Source organism: Haloarcula rubra (assembly GCF_019599465.1).
Classification (GTDB): Archaea; Halobacteriota; Halobacteria; order Halobacteriales; family Haloarculaceae; genus Haloarcula; species Haloarcula rubra.
Genome location: NZ_RKLR01000010.1, coordinates 84,253 through 100,120, shown reverse-complemented (window position 1 = coordinate 100,120; position 15,868 = coordinate 84,253). Strand labels below are relative to the sequence as shown.

12 protein-coding genes are annotated in these 15,868 nt (G+C 64.7%); 5 read left to right on the top strand and 7 right to left on the bottom strand.

Annotated elements, in window-relative coordinates; all coding sequences use genetic code 11:
* The first annotated feature begins 3 nt into the window (after positions 1–3).
* Positions 4–459, top strand: coding sequence for a universal stress protein (locus EGH21_RS19130; RefSeq protein WP_220620006.1), 456 nt, complete (start codon positions 4–6; stop codon positions 457–459).
* A 42-nt stretch (positions 460–501) separates the two neighbouring features.
* Here EGH21_RS19130 and EGH21_RS19125 read toward each other — a convergent pair whose 3' ends face one another.
* Positions 502–1,509 (bottom strand): NAD-dependent epimerase/dehydratase family protein, encoded by a 1,008-nt coding sequence (locus tag EGH21_RS19125; protein ID WP_220620005.1) that lies wholly within the window; start codon positions 1,507–1,509, stop codon positions 502–504.
* Between the two features lie 90 nt (positions 1,510–1,599).
* On the opposite strand from EGH21_RS19125, the gene EGH21_RS19120 reads away from it, so the two are divergent.
* The gene (locus EGH21_RS19120) at positions 1,600–2,697 is read left to right on the top strand and encodes a Gfo/Idh/MocA family protein (RefSeq protein ID WP_236035679.1); all 1,098 of its coding nucleotides are present in this window, start codon (positions 1,600–1,602) and stop codon (positions 2,695–2,697) included.
* Between the two features lie 14 nt (positions 2,698–2,711).
* Here the strand turns inward: EGH21_RS19120 and EGH21_RS19115 are convergent, their stop codons facing one another.
* The 5 genes from EGH21_RS19115 to EGH21_RS19095 are packed head-to-tail and all read right to left on the bottom strand — an operon-like array spanning position 2,712 to position 8,714.
* Positions 2,712–3,809: an oligopeptide/dipeptide ABC transporter ATP-binding protein gene (locus EGH21_RS19115; RefSeq protein ID WP_220620004.1), complete on the bottom strand. Its 1,098-nt coding sequence runs from the start codon at positions 3,807–3,809 to the stop codon at positions 2,712–2,714.
* On the bottom strand, positions 3,806–4,894 hold the full coding sequence (locus tag EGH21_RS19110) for an ABC transporter ATP-binding protein (RefSeq protein WP_220620003.1): 1,089 nt from the start codon (positions 4,892–4,894) through the stop codon (positions 3,806–3,808). Before EGH21_RS19110 ends, EGH21_RS19115 begins: the two co-directional genes overlap by 4 nt.
* Entirely contained in the window at positions 4,895–5,914 is a 1,020-nt protein-coding gene (locus EGH21_RS19105; protein ID WP_236035678.1) for an ABC transporter permease, read from the bottom strand.
* On the bottom strand, positions 5,901–6,905 hold the full coding sequence (locus tag EGH21_RS19100; RefSeq protein ID WP_220620002.1) for an ABC transporter permease: 1,005 nt from the start codon (positions 6,903–6,905) through the stop codon (positions 5,901–5,903). Before EGH21_RS19100 ends, EGH21_RS19105 begins: the two co-directional genes overlap by 14 nt.
* Before the next feature lie 21 nt (positions 6,906–6,926).
* On the bottom strand, positions 6,927–8,714 hold the full coding sequence (locus EGH21_RS19095) for an ABC transporter substrate-binding protein (protein ID WP_220620001.1): 1,788 nt from the start codon (positions 8,712–8,714) through the stop codon (positions 6,927–6,929).
* Between the two features lie 196 nt (positions 8,715–8,910).
* On the opposite strand from EGH21_RS19095, the gene EGH21_RS19090 reads away from it, so the two are divergent.
* From EGH21_RS19090 to EGH21_RS19080, 3 genes are read left to right on the top strand one after another with little or no spacing between them, the layout of a single operon-like run.
* Positions 8,911–10,230 carry a DUF7405 family protein gene (locus EGH21_RS19090; RefSeq protein WP_220620000.1) on the top strand — a complete coding sequence of 440 codons (1,320 nt, stop codon included), beginning with the start codon at positions 8,911–8,913 and terminating at the stop codon, positions 10,228–10,230.
* Position 10,231: 1 nt separating this feature from the next.
* Positions 10,232–11,896, top strand: coding sequence for a CRTAC1 family protein (locus EGH21_RS19085; protein ID WP_220619999.1), 1,665 nt, complete (start codon positions 10,232–10,234; stop codon positions 11,894–11,896).
* Positions 11,897–11,953: 57 nt separating this feature from the next.
* Positions 11,954–14,185 carry a glycoside hydrolase family 3 N-terminal domain-containing protein gene (locus EGH21_RS19080; RefSeq protein ID WP_220619998.1) on the top strand — a complete coding sequence of 744 codons (2,232 nt, stop codon included), beginning with the start codon at positions 11,954–11,956 and terminating at the stop codon, positions 14,183–14,185.
* Here EGH21_RS19080 and EGH21_RS19075 read toward each other — a convergent pair.
* Positions 14,176–15,258, bottom strand: coding sequence for a TrmB family transcriptional regulator (locus tag EGH21_RS19075; RefSeq protein WP_220619997.1), 1,083 nt, complete (start codon positions 15,256–15,258; stop codon positions 14,176–14,178). The two genes, EGH21_RS19080 and EGH21_RS19075, sit on opposite strands and share 10 nt — an antisense overlap.
* Positions 15,259–15,868 lie beyond the last annotated feature (610 nt).

Sequence of the window (15,868 nt, the reverse complement as noted above, 5' to 3'; positions counted from 1 at the left end):
TGTATGAAACGCGGGCTGGTAAGTCTCAGAGACACGGAGACGCATCGCGATTTGATGGCGGAAGCGGCGGAGTGGCTCCACGAGGGGCACGAACTCGTCGTCCTGTGGCATCTCGACGGGGCCGAGTACGACGCGGACGTGGACACACTCGAGTCAGTCGGCCAGGTCGAACACGTCGACTACGACCACTCTGCCGTCATCGAGGGGGCGGCGGCGGACGCGAAGGCGTTCACCGAACCGGTACTGTCGAACGCTGCCGGCGAGACGCGAGTCGTCGTCGCTGTCGATTCGGAGACCAATCGCGCCCAGACCGTCCTCGAGACGGCCGACGAACACGACTGTGACCACGTGTTCATCGTCGGGTCGTCACGCTCGCCGACCGGAAAAGCTGTCTTCGGCGACTTCGCACAGCGCGTCATCCTCAACTTCGACGGCTTCACGACTATCGTCACCGAGTAACCCTGCGTCGAGAGTACGCGGGCACACCGCCCGCGCGGTGCGTTACTGGAGTGCCGCGGCGAAGGAATCGGTCGCGTTCCGCCACGCCGAGACGACGGCGTCGTACTCGGGGTCGCTGTCCCAGTCGGCGATAGTGCCGTCGGTCGCGAGACGGTCGACGGTTCGCTGGACGCCGTCCTCCCAAGAGACGGTCTGCCGGAACCCGAGGTCACGCTCGGCCTTGGTCGTGTCGAACACCGTGGAGAACTGGAAGTGGTCCAGCACTGCTGTCGCCCGGTCCGGGACCGCTCGGCGGAGCGCGTCAGTTGGCACGTGGACCAGTTCCGGTTCCGGGGCGTCCAGTGCGGCCGCCGCCCGCCTGTGGTACTGGTTCCACGTCATCGGCTCCGTCGCCGTCGTGTGGTAGGCTTCGCCGATGGTCTCGGGGTTTCCGACGGCGGCGACGAACGCGGCGGCCACGTCGTCGCGGTGACACGGTCCCCACACAGACGTTCCGTCTCCGTGGACGACGATTGGCTTGCCGCGCCGGAGACGGTCGACGTACGCGTCGCTAGAGAGCGTATCGATGATGCCACCGCCTTCGCCGTAGGTGTGCCACGGGCGGATAATCGTCGCGGGGAACCCGTCTCGACGGTACGCCTCGAACAGACGGTCTTCGCAGGCCGCCTTGTCCGCACCGTACTCGCTGACCGGTGGTTCGCGGGCGGCACGTTCGCGAATCGGAATCGTCTCGACCGGCCGATGGTACACGTCGACCGTGCTACAGAAGACGTACTGGTCGACGCAGCCGTCGAACACCTCGATGGCCGTCTCGACGTCCGCTGGGTCGAAGCCGACCATGTCTATCACGCAGTCGAGCGAGAGCGATTCACGGGCGCGTTCTAGCGCCTCGCGCTCGGTCCGGTCGCCCGTTATTCGGTCGACTGCTGCCGGGAGGTTCGCTTCAGTCTGTCCGCGAGTGAACACGGTCACGTCGTGACCAGCGGCGACCGCTTGTCGGGTGATTCCCGTGCTGATGAGTCCCGTACCGCCGATGATGAGGACGTTCATAGTCGTCTGTCTCGACCCGGTCCCGTATAGGTGTGGGGTCAGTCCCGGCGTAACGGTTTTGTCTCACTCGCCCGAGGTTAGAGCAGAGATATGCATACGTACGAAGTCGTCGTCATCGGTGCGGGACCGGACCCGGCGAATCCGTCGGTCGACGGGTTCGCGATGGGATATCGCCACGCCGAAGCCTTCGAGAACGACCCTCGCTGTGCGGTCGTCGGCGTCGCGGACGTCGTTCCGGAGCACGGGACTGCCTTCGGGGAGACGTTCGACCTGCCCGAGACGGCCGTCTACGAGGATTACGAGACGATGCTGACCGAACTGGACCCGGCCATCGCCACGGTCGCCGTGCCGCCTGCGGTCCACCACGATGTCGTGGTCGGCTGTGCCCGGAGCCACACCGTCGACGCGGTGCACTGCGAGAAGCCGATGGCCACGAACTGGCCGGACGCGCGGACGATGGTTCAGGAATGCTGGCGCAACGACGTACAACTGACCTTCAACCGACAGCGCCGGTTCGGCAAGCCGTTCGTCGAGGCCAAGCGACTGCTCGACGAGGGGGAAATCGGCGACCTCGAACGGGTCGAGATTACGTGGGGCGACTTCTACGACATCGGGGCCCACACGGTCGACCTCGCGGGGATGTTCAACGACGAACACGGCGCCGAGTGGGTGTTAGCCGCGCTGGACTACCGTGAGGAAGACGTGCGATTCGGGACCCACCAGGAGAACCAGATGTGGGCGCAGTGGCGCTACGACAACGGCGTCTACGGCACGCTCTCTGGTGGCGAGGGGGGCGATTTCGCCGACGCTTCGTTCGTCCTCCGGGGCACGACCGGCGAGATACGAATCGACGTCGACGAGGGACCGATGCTGGAGGTGGCACACGGCGGGGACCGCAGAGCCGTCGACGTCGACGGCGAGACGATGCACGTCACCGGGTCCGAGGACGACCGGTACGGTTCGGCGTTTCAGGACCGGTCGGCCAGCGAAGTCGTCGACGCCTTCGAGGAAGACCGCGAACCGGTCATCAGTGGACGGCGTGGCCTCAACACTGCCGAGATTCTGTTCGCGGGCTACGAGTCGGTCCGGCGGAACGGTCGGGTCGACCTCCCCGCAGAGATAGATGGCCACCCGCTCGAAGAGATGGTCGAGTCGGGCCGATTGACGCCCGAACCCGGAGACGAGTAGGCGGCGCCGCCGCCTCAGTCTTCTAACGGCGCGCTGTCCCAGTACTCGTGGTCGGGTTGGTTGCGGAAACACGCGGTCCGGTGGGCACCTGTCTCGCCCTCCAAGGCGGGGCAGGCCTCCCGACAGGCCTCTCTTGCCTCCGGACAGCGCGTGTGGAACCGACAGCCACTCGGCGGGTCGACCGGGTCGGGGATGTCTATCTTCCGCATCGGCGGTTCGCTCGCGCCGTCGGCGTGCAGTGCGAGGTCCGGTGTCGCCCACCGCAACACGTTCGTGTAGGGGTGGCCGGGGTCCTCGATGAGTTGCTCGGCCCGCCCGACTTCGACGAGTTCGCCCAGATACATCACGCCGATGCGGCCGTTCCCGTGCTCGGCGAAGTACCGCGCGTTAGAGAGGTCGTGCGAGATAAAGACGAACGACGTGTCGAAGTCCTCCTGCAGGTCCAACATGAGGTCCATCATCTCGACGCGGAGCGAGACGTCGAGTGCGCTTATGGCCTCGTCCGCGAGGATGAGGTCCGGGTTCATCAACAGCGCGCGAGCGAGCGCGACTCGCTGTTGCTCGCCGCCGCTGAGTTGGTGCGGGTAGCGGTCGGCGAAGTCCGCGGCGGGGTTCATCCCGACGCGTTCGAGCAGCGAGTAGATGCGCTCGCGTCGCTCCGTGGGACCGACGTCCGGGTGCGTCAACTTGATGGGCTGAGCGAGGATGTCGACGATTCGCTGGTTCGGGTTCAGCGAACTCCCGGGGTCCTGGTGGATAATCTGGAGCGACGAGCGTATCTCGTCGAACGGGATGTCGACGTCGCCCCGGCCGTCCTTGGCGGCCCAGACGTCCTGTCCCCGGTAGCGGACCGTGCCCGCGGTGGGGCGCTGGAGCCCGATACTGGTCTTACCGAGTGTCGACTTCCCACAGCCACTCTCGCCGACGAGTGCGAGGACGTCGTTCTCCTCGATGTCGAGCGAGATGCCGTCGACGGCCCTGACTACCTCCGGCTCCTCGAAGAAGTCGAACAGCCCCTGATTCTTCTCGAAGTGGACTTCGACGTCCTCCAGCGAGACGAGCGGTTCCTCGTCTTGTCTCCGCCGGTCGGCGGTGTCGTGGGTCTGGCTCATGCGTGGTCCTCCGTGTCAGCGCCGACAGCGTCGTCCTCGACGGCCTCGAAGTTCAGGTCGATGGTCTCGCGCGCCCGCTCCCAGTGGTGACAGGCCGTGCTGTGGCCGACTCCGGTTTCGTAGAACTCGGGGTCGACCTCGCGACACTCTTCGGTCGCCAGCGGACAGCGGGGCGCGTACGAACACCCCGAGGGCACGTTGATCGGGGCGGGGCTCTGGCCCTCGATAGCGCGCATCTCCTCTAAGGGGGCATCGAGGTTCGGCGTCGAGTTGAGCAGCGCCCGCGTGTAGGGGTGTCCAGAGTCGCCTATGAGTTGGTCCCGCGGCGCGACCTCGATGAGGTCGAAGGCGTACATCACGGCCATCCGGTCGGCCAGTGCGGCCACCAGCGGCAGGTCGTGCGTGATGAACACCATCGTCAGGTCGTACTTCTCCTGTAGCTCTTGGAGGAGCATCAGGATGGACCGTTGCATCAACAGGTCCAGCGCGGCCGTCGGTTCGTCCATCACGAGGACGTTTGGTTCCAGTACGAGCGACAGCGCGATGAGCGCCCGCTGTTGCATCCCACCCGAGAGCTCGTGCGGGTACGAGTCCAGCACGCGTTCGGGGTCAAGGTACAGGTCCGCGAGGAGTTCCTCTGCACGCGCCATCCCCTCGATCACGTCGGCGTCGTGAGCCTTCAGCGTCTCCTCGAAGTGGCCGCCGACCTTCATCGTGGGGTTGAACGAACTCATCGCCCCTTGGAACACCATCGCGACCTCCTCCCAGCGGAACTTGCGGAGTTCCTCCGGACTGAGTTCGAGGACGTCGATAGTCGTCCCGTCGTCCTTGTGGTAGAGGATTTCCCCCGACAGTCTGCCGGGGTCGGGAATTGCGTCGAGCATCGCCGATGCGAACATGGACTTCCCGCTGCCGCTCTCGCCGACGACACCGACCACCTCGTTGCGTTCGACGGCCATGCTCACGTCGTCTAAGACGAACGTCTCGCCGTCGTCGTAGGTGACCCTGGCGTTTCGCATCTCGATGATGGGGTCGGTCGCGTCCATCGGGTCGTCGTCTCGTCGAGTTGCAGCTTCGTGAGCCATCTAGAGCACCTCCGTCACGCCTGCGTCTTCGTCGTCCGAGGCAGTCGACTTCGACTCGCCGGCCATCCGGGTTCGGACTCTGGGATTGAACACGCGGTCCATCCCCTGTCCGAGGAGGATGAGGCCCAGCGAGAGGCCCATGATGGCGACCATCGGGGCCAGGAGCCAGTGGGCCGCGCTCCACGAGAACAGCGCCCCGCCGCTGTACGCGAAGTTCAGCGTCACGCCCCAGTTCTGGGTGGAGTAGGGCAGGACGCCGAGGAAGTACAACCCCACGGACGCGAACATGACGTAGCGCGCGGCGAACACGAAGTTCACCGTCACGTACGGCATCAGGTTCGGGATGATGTCCTTCGCGATTATCTTCGGTGTGCTGACCCCCATGGTCCGGGAGGCCTCGACGTAGTCGTTCTCGCGGATTGTGAGTACTTGCGAGCGTAGCGACCGGCCGAGACCGGCCCAGTAGCTGATGTTGATGATGACGCCCAGCAGGATGGGGTTCTCGGGGTTGAGCGTCACCGCGAGGATGATGACGAGCGGGAGGCCCGGAATCGCCATCACGAGGTCCGAGAAGGACATCAACATGCGGTCGACGCGGCCGCCCTTGTAGCCAGCGAGGGTACCGATACCGACCGCGATGCCCGTCGCCCAGACCGCGCCGGCGGTAATCATCAGCAGGATGGACGGCGTCGAGTGGATGATGAGCGCGGCGAGGTCGACCCCCGAAGCGGTCGTGCCGAGAGGGTAGTTCATGTTCTCGAACAGCATGAGGTACCGCGGTGCCTGGCTGGTAGACGGCTCGCGCCACAGACCCAACACCGCGACGAGCGCCATCAGCAGGTAGAACCCGAGGATGATGAAGCCGAAACGGGTCCGCCAATCGGCCCACGCGACCACCATCGGGGTTCGAATCCGCTCCTCGTACACTTCCCGGAGGCGCTCGCTCGTCGACATGTCCGGGGCCGACGCGTTCTCGCTCCGCCAGTCGACGCCCGTGCTGTCCGTCTCAGTATGCTTCATCTGACTCACCTGCGCTGATTCGCGGGTCGATTTTGCTGTAGGTCAGGTCGGCGACGTACACGCCGAGCACGAGCGCCACGGTGATGACGAGGAAGGTCCCCATCATCAGCGGGTAGTCGTTGGCGTTCAGCGCCGAGATCATGTAGTAGCCGAGGCCGGTGTAGGAGAATATCTGTTCCAGGATGACGGTGCCGCCGAGGCGGAAGCCGAGCAGGAGCAGGAACCCGGTGTACATCGGCAGGATGGCGTTCCGAGCGACGTACCGGGTCGCGATGCGCCTGTCCGAGAGGCCACGGAGGCGCGCGACCTGCACGTAGTCGTTGCCAAGCACCTGGATGCTGTTGCCCCGCATCGCGAGTGCCTGCCCGCCCGCGGCGCCCAGCGTGTACGAGAGGATGGGGAGCACGCTGTGTTTCAGGGCGCTGACGACGAACGGCACGCCGAGTTCCCGCTCGACGCCGTTCGCCACGGTCCCTGCCGTCGGGAGCCAGCCGAACTGGTAGGCGAAGATGTACAGCGCGATGACGGCGACGACGTAGAACGGCACAGACATCAGCGAAATCGAGACGCCGGTCACTAACTGGTCGAACCGGCTCCCCTCCCAGTAGGCCTGCAGCGACCCGAGGAAGATGCCGACGACGAAGACGAGTATCGTCGAGACGAGCACGACGAATATCGTCCACGGCGCCGCGCTGGCGAGAACCGAGACGACGGGCTCACCCAGCGAGATGGATTCTCCGAGGTTCCCCTGAAAGAGCGCACCCATGTAGTCGATGTACTGGCGCCAGAGGGGCGCGTCCGGTCGAATGTTCTGTAGGTTCGCGATTCTGGCGTCTACCTCGTCGGCCGGCACCCCCTGACGGAGTAGTTGTGCGCGTAACAGCGTGAACGGACCGCCGGGGAGCAACCGGACGAGACCGAAGGTCAGCGACGCCACGAGGTATATCGTGACGAAGACTCTGGCGGTCCGCCGCACGTAGTAGTTGACCATTGCGTACTTCCTTTAGTGGTGTTATTCGGTGGCGCTGAGCTTGCCCTGCTTGGGGAGCCAGTGGGATGGCCACTTGACGCCGCGAGCGGGGTCGTCCTTCGACACGACGTCCCACTCGGCGTCTGTGAGCCACGACTGGTCCAGTTTGCCGACCAGACCCAGCACAGGGAGGTTCTGGTTGTGGTGCCACGCGACACGCTTGACCGTCTCGGCGACCTGCGCTTCGTCCTGGGTCGTCGCGACGGTGCGAATCTCTTCGAGCGGGTTCAGCGTCATCTCGCCAGACCCGTTCATCGCCGGGACGGTGTGTTCGCCCGTCGAGAAGTTGTGCCCACCGCTGATGTCGGGGGCTTTCAGCTGCCAGCGCAGCGGGAAGTACGGGAACGACGACCGGGCGCCGCCCGGCAGCCAGTAGAACGCGCCCATCTTGAAGTTGGACTCGATGTAGGCCCCGAAGTAGTCGCCGCCGGGCAGCGAGTTAATCTCGAAGTCGAAGCCGAAGGCGTTCAGCTGGTCGACCACGGTGTTGGTCGCCGTCGTCCAGTCGGTCCACCCGGCCGGGGTGACGTAGCTGCCGCCCAGCGTGTTGCCGTCGCCGTCGCGCCACTTGCCGCTGGACTTCGAGTAGCCCGCCTCGCGGAGCAGTGTGGCAGCCTTCTCGGACTGGGTGGCGCTCATGCCGTAGCCCTCGAAGCTATCGAAGGCGTCGCCGAGCCACGACTCCTGGTCTGACGGCGCGATGCCGGTGACCTTCGGTGCCGGGTCTTTCGTCCGCGGCCCGGCGTTGTCGGCGACCTGCTTGCGGTTGATGACGTGCGCGACGGCCTGTCGGACCTTCCGCTTCCCGAAGACGGGGTCGTCGTGGTTGAACATGATACCGTAGCCCCACTTCGCCGGCAGCTGGACCTCCTCGACGCGGTCCGGGAAGTTCGCGACTATCTTCGGCGGGGCGAACAGGCTCGTGACGACGTCGAGTTCGCCGCCCATCAGGCCCTGCTGGAGTGCGGTGTTGTCCTGTCGGCTCAGGAGTTCGTACGTCTCGAAGTTGATGTCGTCCGCGCTGTGGAAGTCGTCGTTGCGCGAGAGGGTCCACGCCTGGTCGTTCTTCGACTCGTAGGAGAACGGGCCGTTGCCGTGGATGTCCTCCTCCCACTGGAACTGCTGGACGGCAGCCGCATCCTTGTCGAGGAACTGTTCGTAGACGGGCTGGTAGCCGTGAATCCGGAGGTCGCCGTTGGCCAGCGTGTGCTTGATGATCTCCGGGTTCGACGGTCGCTCGAGCGTGATGACGACCGTCTTATCGTCCTCGCCCTTCTCGACGCTGTCGGCGAAGTCCCACAGCGTCGCTCCGGTCTTCTTCATCAGCTTGAACTGCAGGATGACGTCGTCGGCCGTGACGGGGTCGCCAGTGTCCCACGCGAGGTCCTCGCGCAGGGTGAGCGTGACCGTCTGTCCCTCGAAGGACCAGCTTTCGAGGCCTGCCAGTTCGAACTCCTGCGTGGAGAAGTTGTAGGCGGCGAACCGCTCGAAGAGGTGGTTGCCGGCGATCCAGTCGTAGTTCTGGGTCGCCATCGGGTTCACGTGCAGGTTCGACGGCACCCCGTTGTTCGTCGCGCCAGTGAGAGTTGCGCTGAGCACGCCCGAGCCCCCCTCGCTGTCGGTGGCCCCACCGTCGTCGCTCTCGGTCGCACCGCCGTCGCCGCTATCGCCCCCGCAGCCGGCCAGCGCCGCTGCCCCGGAGACACCTGTCAGTTTGACGAACTTCCGTCGGCTAATCAAGTCGCTATAGTCATCTGTCGCTTGTGACATGCGTACAATCAGAGGAGTTCGCTAACCAGTATTAAATATTTTGGTCAATCATCCATATTCGGCCACTCGTACGCCCGCCTCGGGGAGCGAAGCGACGTGTGACACGCCGTCGATGGGGCTATATACCGTCCCTGGGTCGGCACGCGGTACGGAGAACGGCGAAAGTATTAATTCCCGGTATTCGTTACCACAGGTAATGCGTCCAGATGAGTCAGGGAACCTCTCTCGTCGTAGCTTCGTCCGCGCGGCGGTGGCTATCGGCGGGACGAGCGCCCTCTCGGCGTGTCTCGAACAGGAGCAGTCCAAACTCGACGGGGAGACCGAGCAGACCGAGACGGCGGCCGACCCGGAACCGGAGTTCCCGCGAGGCGACTCCGACGCCGTCCCGAACGGGCAACACCGCTGGGGGGAGTACCTCGTTCGCGACGCCCACGGGAACACCGTTCCGCCCCAGCAACTCGTCGTGGTCGGCCTCTCCTACGAGGGGTCGGCCCCGCCGACCGACGAGGAACGCGCACAGGTCGAGGAGACGCTTCGACTGCTCGACCGGGCGTTCCAGTGGGGCACCGGCGGCAACGCCGGCGCAGCGTTCCACCGCGGTCTGCTGTTCATGCTCGGCTACGCGCCGCGATACTTCGAGCAGGTCGGGGACGTTCCCGAGGGGTTGGCGACGCCGGAGTCGGTCCTCGAAGCCGTCGGCGAAGACCCCTCGCAGGCTGACGCCTACGACGCGGTGATGGTGCTGACCAGCGACATCGGATCGGTCGTCCTCTCGGCGGAGGCGGCGATGTTCGGCGAACTCGACGAGGTCAACGGCCTCCCCGTCGAGTCGACGTTCGAGGGCGTCTTCTCGAAGGCCGGCCGTCACACGGGCTACGTCGGGAAGGGACTGCCCGCCGACAAACTCGACGACGAGGACATCCCGGACGACGCCCCGCTGTCGATGGGGTTCAAATCGGGCTTTCAGGACAACCTCCCCAGCGAGGACCGGGTCACCATCGACAGCGGCCCCATGGCCGGCGGGACGACCATCGCCTCCTCGACGCTCCGTATCGACCTCGACCGCTGGTACGACCAGAGCCACGAGGAACGGACCGAGGAGATGTTCTGCCCGGCCCACAGTTCCGAGGACGTCGGCCCCGTCGGCGAGAAACTCGGCAGCGACAGCGGCATCACAGAGGCAGACGTCGACCGTATCGACGAGGACGCGGAAACTCACGGCCGCGTCGGCCACACACAGAAAGTGGCACGCGCCCGTGACGAGGAGTTCGAGACGCCCATCCTCCGTCGCACCGAGGGGGTCGCCGACACGGTCCACGACGGCGCGGGGTTCCAGTTCAACTCCATCCAGGAGACGATTGCCGACTTCGTCGAGACGCGCAAAGCGATGAACGTAGACGAGTACGACCACGACGTGCCCGCCGAAGACCACGGTATCGTCGACTACTTAGAGACGCTCCGGCGCGGGGCGTACCTCGCCCCGCCGCGCGAGAAGTGGGCACTCCCGGTGGTCTGAGATGCGAACGGGCATACTCACCGTTGCAGTGGTGCTGCTGGTCGTCCTCGCGGGGTGTACGGCCGGGGACGCCTTCGGGACCGACGCGCCGGAGTCCGAGGAACCGCGGCTTCAGTTCGAGAACGTGACGGCGTCGTCGGGGCTCACCTACGAGGCGACCGGAAGCGGCGTGGGGAGCGGCAACTCCGGCGTGTACACCGCCGACGTGAACAACGACTCGTGGACGGACGTACTGGCTATCGGCGGCGCCGGCCCGATGCTGTTCGAGAACCACGAGGGCCAGTTCGCCCGGAGCGACGCCTTGCCGTCGGTGGAGGGCCCGGTCAAGAGCGCGGCGTTCGTCGATGTCGAGCGAGACGGCTATCCCGACCTGTTCCTGTTCACCCGCGACGGGGCAGTCCACGCGTTCCACAACGACGGCGGGACATTCGAACGGGCCGACTACGGCCTCGGGAGCCTCACCTACCCGCTGGGGGCGACGGCCGCGGACTACGACGGCGACGGCGACACGGACCTGTTCGTCTACCAGTCAGGGTCGTGGCGCGACCGGAAGCCGGCGGGCTACTTCAACCTCGAGACGACCATCGACTCGGACAACGGGAACCCCAACTACCTCTACGAAAACGTCGGCGGCGAGTTCCGCCGGGTCGACAGCGACGACATCAGCGGGGACCACTGGAGTCTGGCCGCGAGTTTCGTCGACCTGACCGGGGACGGCCGGCCGGACATCCACGTCGCCAACGACTACAACAACGACACGGTGTACGTCAACCGCGGCGACGGCACGTTCGAGCAGCGGTCGCTGGGCGGGGCGACGGCCCGCAACGGGATGTCCTCCGAAGTCGCGGACATGACGGGCGACGGCCGCCCCGACGTGTTCGTCTCGAATATCTGGTTCCCAGACCTGCAGGCGAACATGGACGAGGAGCGCTACGACCGCCTGAAACGCCTGCTGGAGTTCGTCATCCACTCCAGTCGGACGAAAGGCAACACGCTCCTCGTCAACGGCGGCGACGGGACACTCACCGACCGCGCCGACGACTTCGGCGTCCGTCATGGCGGGTGGGGGTGGGCCGCCAGCGCCACCGACTTCGACAACGATGGCGACCGCGACCTCGTCCACACGACCCAACACGTCATCAGGGTCAACCAGAGCGACCCGGTCTACACCTATCCGATGGTGTTCCAGTCGACTCGCGGGTCGGGCGACCCCGGGTTCACTCGAGTGAACAAGACACAGAACGGAATGGAGGAGACCGACGGTCGAGGGCTGGCGACGCTCGACTACGACCACGACGGCGCACAGGAACTCGTGGTCGCCACGTACGACGACCCGTTCGTCGTCTACGACAACGCGGGCACGGCCGAGCGTAACAGCCTCCAGTTCCGCACCGTCGACGAGAACGGTGCAACGGCGCTCGGGGCCGTCGTCACCGTCACCGCTGGCGACAGCGCACAGACGGTCGTCCAGACGGCCAACGTCGACTACCTCTCCCAGGATTCGCGTGTCGAACACGTCGGTCTCGGACACCACGAGACTGCGACTGTCCGAGTCCGGTGGCCCGACGGCACCGAACGTCGGTTCGAGGGCGTCGCGGCGAACCAGCGACTCCGCCTGACGAAATCCGGCCTCGTCGTCGTTGCACGCACCGAGTCAGACGAGTAGGGCCGTTTCTTTCGACCATCCAAAAATATAAATGGTCGTGGTAGAATCGTTCTCAACATGCAGTCAAAAGGCGAGCAACCCCTGTATAGAGACGAGACTGTCTCGACTGCGAAACGCGTCGACGACCTCCTCGAACGGATGACGCTCGAAGAGAAGGTCGGGCAACTCGTCGGGACGTGGGCCGGACACCTCTCGGAGTTCAAGGACATCGACGACGTCGCAGACGAGATACGGGACCACAACGTGGGCGCCGTCGCGTCGTTCGGCTGGGGCGGTGCGGTAGACAAGCGTCTGGACGACATCGTCGAACACGTCAACCGCCTGCAGGAGGTTGCGCTCTCGGAGACGCGACTCGGGATTCCGATTCTGTTCAACGTCGACGCCGTCCACGGCCACGCGTATGTCGCCGAGGGGACGGCGTTCCCCAACGGTCTCGGGGCTGCGGCGACGTGGGACGTCGACGCCGTCGAACGGGCCGCCGACGTCACGGCGACGGAGGTACGTCGGACCGGCGCTCACCAGAACTACTCCCCGACCTGTGACGTCGCTCGGGATCCCCGCTGGGGTCGTACGTTCGAGACATTCGGCGAGAGTCCCTACCTCTGTGCGAAACTGGCGGCCGCCAAAGTCCGTGGCTATCAGGGCGACGGCATCGAGGACCCGTCGTCGGTCGTCGCCACGGCGAAACACTTCCCAGCCTACAGCGAGCCCGAACGCGGCGAGGACGCCGCGCCGGTCGAAATATCGGAGTACCTCCTCCGCAACGTGTTCCTGCCGTCTTTCCTCGACGTACTGGACGAAGACGTCGAATCGGTGATGCCCTCCTACAACGCCATCGACGGGGAACCCTCCCACGGGTCGCGGCGGTACCTCACGGACCTGCTCCGTGGCACACTCGGCTTCGACGGGACGGTCGTCTCGGACTGGAACGGCGTCCGGATGCTCCACGACGACCACAAGATAACCGCGGACCACCGGGGATCCGTCCGGCAGACCCGAGCGGCCGGTCTCGACATCGCTTCGGTCGACGCCATCGACCACGCCGAACACCTCGTCTCGCTGGTCGAGGACGGAGAGGTGGCCGAGGCCGTCGTCGACGAGAGCGTCGAGCGAGTCCTCGAACAGAAGTTCCGACTCGGGCTGTTCGAAGACGCCTTCGTCGACCGGAGCGAAGCGCGGGACGTCGTCGGGGCCGACGCCCACCGTGAGGCGTCCCTCGACGCGGCCCGCGACTCGATGACGCTCCTCCAGAACGACGACCTCCTGCCGCTCGAAGACGACGCCGACGTCCTCGTCACTGGCCCCAACGCCGACGACGTCGTGCACCAACTCGGTGGCTGGAGCGTCCCCGAGCCCGAGGGGACAGACGTGGTCACTCTCCGTGACGGCATCGCGGACGCCACCTCCGGTGACGTCGTCTACGAGCAGGGTGCGACGATGAACGACGCACTCGACGTGGACGCGGCCGTCGAAGCCGCCGAACACGCCGACGTGGCCGTCGTCGCCGTCGGTGAACCGTGGTACCTCCACGAGTTTGGTCCCACTGTCGACACCGGCACGGAACCGGACGAGTTCCCCAACCGCCACACGCTCCACCTCCCCGACGCCCAACGGGACCTCGTCGAGGCGATTCACGAGACGGGGACGCCAGTCGTCGGCGTCCTCGTGACGGGCCGCCCACTCGTCGTCGACTGGATGGCCGACAACGTTCCGGCCATCCTCATGGCGTACTACCCCGGAACGATGGGCGGGCAGGCCGTCGCGGAGACACTCTTCGGCGAGAACGACCCCAGCGGTCGCCTCCCCATCTCGATTCCGAAGTCCGAGGGCCACCTCCCGACGCGGTTCAATCACTTCCCACACCCCACGCCCATCGGACAGGAGGAACACCCCTCCTCGTACGACCCGCTGTTCGAGTTCGGCCACGGCCTCAGTTACGCCGAGTTCGAGTACGGCGACGTGACCTTGACCGAGTCGACAATCGGTCCCCACGAGACGACGACAGTAGAGGTGCCGGTCGAGAACGTCAGCGATCGGACCGGTACCGACGTCGTACAGGTCTACGTCACCGACCACGCCAGTTCACGCGTGACGCCGGTCCGCGAACTGCGTGGCTTCGACCGTGTCTCTCTCGATGGAGGCGAGGCGACGACTGTAGAGGTGGTACTCGACGCGACAGAACTCGGGCGCGTCGACGAGGACGGCGAGCGACAGACCGTACCCGGCACTTACACCGTCTGCGTCGGCGACCAGGCACTCGAACTGACCGTCGAGACGACCTACGCCTGATCGGCGTGCTCGAAGGAGACGGCTTCGAGCGTAATCTTCTGGGCCTCGAACTCCTCGAACACCGCTCCCCACCCACCGACCGACACCTCTTCCGAACCAGTGTCGACCCAGATGATGGAGTACGTCGAGAGTCGCTCCAGAGACGGCGACTCGTTGACGAAGACGTTGGGATAGTAGATGTCCGTGACCGTCCCGGTTATCTCCCGCCGCTCGCGGGTTTCCGTGTCTATGCCGGCGACAGTGACCGCGACCTCCGCCCCGTCGAAGTAGATCGTCGACACGTCCCTGATGAACTCCTTGAGGCTGATGTAGGTCTTCGGCGTCTGCTGGTCCGGCAGGAGTGGATCCCAGGAGTACCAGAGGCACGTCTGGAAGTACCAGTGGTTGATGAACGAGAGGATGTTGTCGTTGATGAGGATGCCGTAATCTTCTTCGGACCGAGAGTTCGGAGCGAAAAACGTCTGCGTGCGGTCGAGGACTGCCAGAAACGGCCCCGGTATCTTCACGACGTGTATCTCGATACCCTGTCCTGTACGATCCCAGTCCTCGCTCAGGTCCTCTAACCCCGGCTCGTAGTAGACGGCGACGTGGACCACGACGCCCCGCTCTGCGGCTTCGGTGAGTTCGGCCTGCAGGGACTCGAACTGGTCGGCCGTCAGTGCCACCTCGATGCCGATTTCCGCCTCCCGAATCTGGTTGCGCGTGTGTTCGAGGACGGTGTCCGCGTGTTTGACGACGCCGACCCGATGGTCGCTGAGGTCGGGTTGGTCCCAGCGCTCTTCCAGTTCCTCGGCCGCGTTGCTGAACAGTTCGCCCCGTTCCCGCAGGTGTGTGAGTATGTCCACCGGATCCGACGGTTCGGCGTGGAGCCGGTCGTGGTCGATGGTCTCGACGAAGCCTTTCGACTCTAGCGACCGCAGCGTGTCGTACACCTGTGAGGTCGGGATATCGGACTTCTTCGCGACGTCGACCGCCGGGAGCCGGCCGTAGTCCACGAGGGTCAGATACGCTTCTGCCTCGTAGTTCGTGAGGTCGGCGTTTTCTAGCGCGCGTTTCAGGGTTTCACGGTCCATGTACGTCTTCTGGGACCCCGGGTATGAATGTCTAACGCACGAATCCGTGAAATGTATATGATTCCAAACACGCCAGACATCTCTTTGTACCCGGCCAATACATAATAGTAGTAGAGAACGATAGAATACTGGAAGACGGTCTTGAAGGCCATCTACAGCCCCAAAATCCGGGCCTAGGAATAACGAGCCGAGAAAATATACGAAATATGTCACAACTGAACTGAGCGTGTAACGACCGTACAAATATTTTCTACGACAGTACTGACGGCTTCAATGCCGCTGAGTGGCGCTCTGACGACTGTATCGCTGTCTCGGGTAGCCGGCGTCGTCAACTTCAGGATAACAAGGGTACGTATGGTATCTCAAAGCTGTTCGCCGATGCTGTTGGCAACTCAGCGGCCTCGAGGGTCCGACGGCACTCACACTGTCTGCCCATCGCGTGACACGCCGTGCGAATCGTGGGTTCCTACCGATTTCGTTTCGGGCTCTATCTGCAATTTTGGAAGCTGATTCGTAGAAGAGTTCTGATTCGACAGCAGAGAAATCTCTGGATACTGCGATATACTCAAATAACTCGACAGTGAAGAGAGATATACACCCCGAAAAGAAA

Coding starts and splice junctions, on each gene's coding strand:
- EGH21_RS19110 (WP_220620003.1), bottom strand. CDS start 4,894: ATGGCTCACGAAGCTGCAACTCGACGAGACGACGACCCGATGGACGCG.
- EGH21_RS19120 (WP_236035679.1), top strand. CDS start 1,600: ATGCATACGTACGAAGTCGTCGTCATCGGTGCGGGACCGGACCCGGCG.
- EGH21_RS19115 (WP_220620004.1), bottom strand. CDS start 3,809: ATGAGCCAGACCCACGACACCGCCGACCGGCGGAGACAAGACGAGGAA.
- EGH21_RS19075 (WP_220619997.1), bottom strand. CDS start 15,258: ATGGACCGTGAAACCCTGAAACGCGCGCTAGAAAACGCCGACCTCACG.
- EGH21_RS19080 (WP_220619998.1), top strand. CDS start 11,954: ATGCAGTCAAAAGGCGAGCAACCCCTGTATAGAGACGAGACTGTCTCG.
- EGH21_RS19085 (WP_220619999.1), top strand. CDS start 10,232: ATGCGAACGGGCATACTCACCGTTGCAGTGGTGCTGCTGGTCGTCCTC.
- EGH21_RS19100 (WP_220620002.1), bottom strand. CDS start 6,905: ATGGTCAACTACTACGTGCGGCGGACCGCCAGAGTCTTCGTCACGATA.
- EGH21_RS19090 (WP_220620000.1), top strand. CDS start 8,911: ATGCGTCCAGATGAGTCAGGGAACCTCTCTCGTCGTAGCTTCGTCCGC.
- EGH21_RS19105 (WP_236035678.1), bottom strand. CDS start 5,914: ATGAAGCATACTGAGACGGACAGCACGGGCGTCGACTGGCGGAGCGAG.
- EGH21_RS19130 (WP_220620006.1), top strand. CDS start 4: ATGAAACGCGGGCTGGTAAGTCTCAGAGACACGGAGACGCATCGCGAT.
- EGH21_RS19125 (WP_220620005.1), bottom strand. CDS start 1,509: ATGAACGTCCTCATCATCGGCGGTACGGGACTCATCAGCACGGGAATC.
- EGH21_RS19095 (WP_220620001.1), bottom strand. CDS start 8,714: ATGTCACAAGCGACAGATGACTATAGCGACTTGATTAGCCGACGGAAG.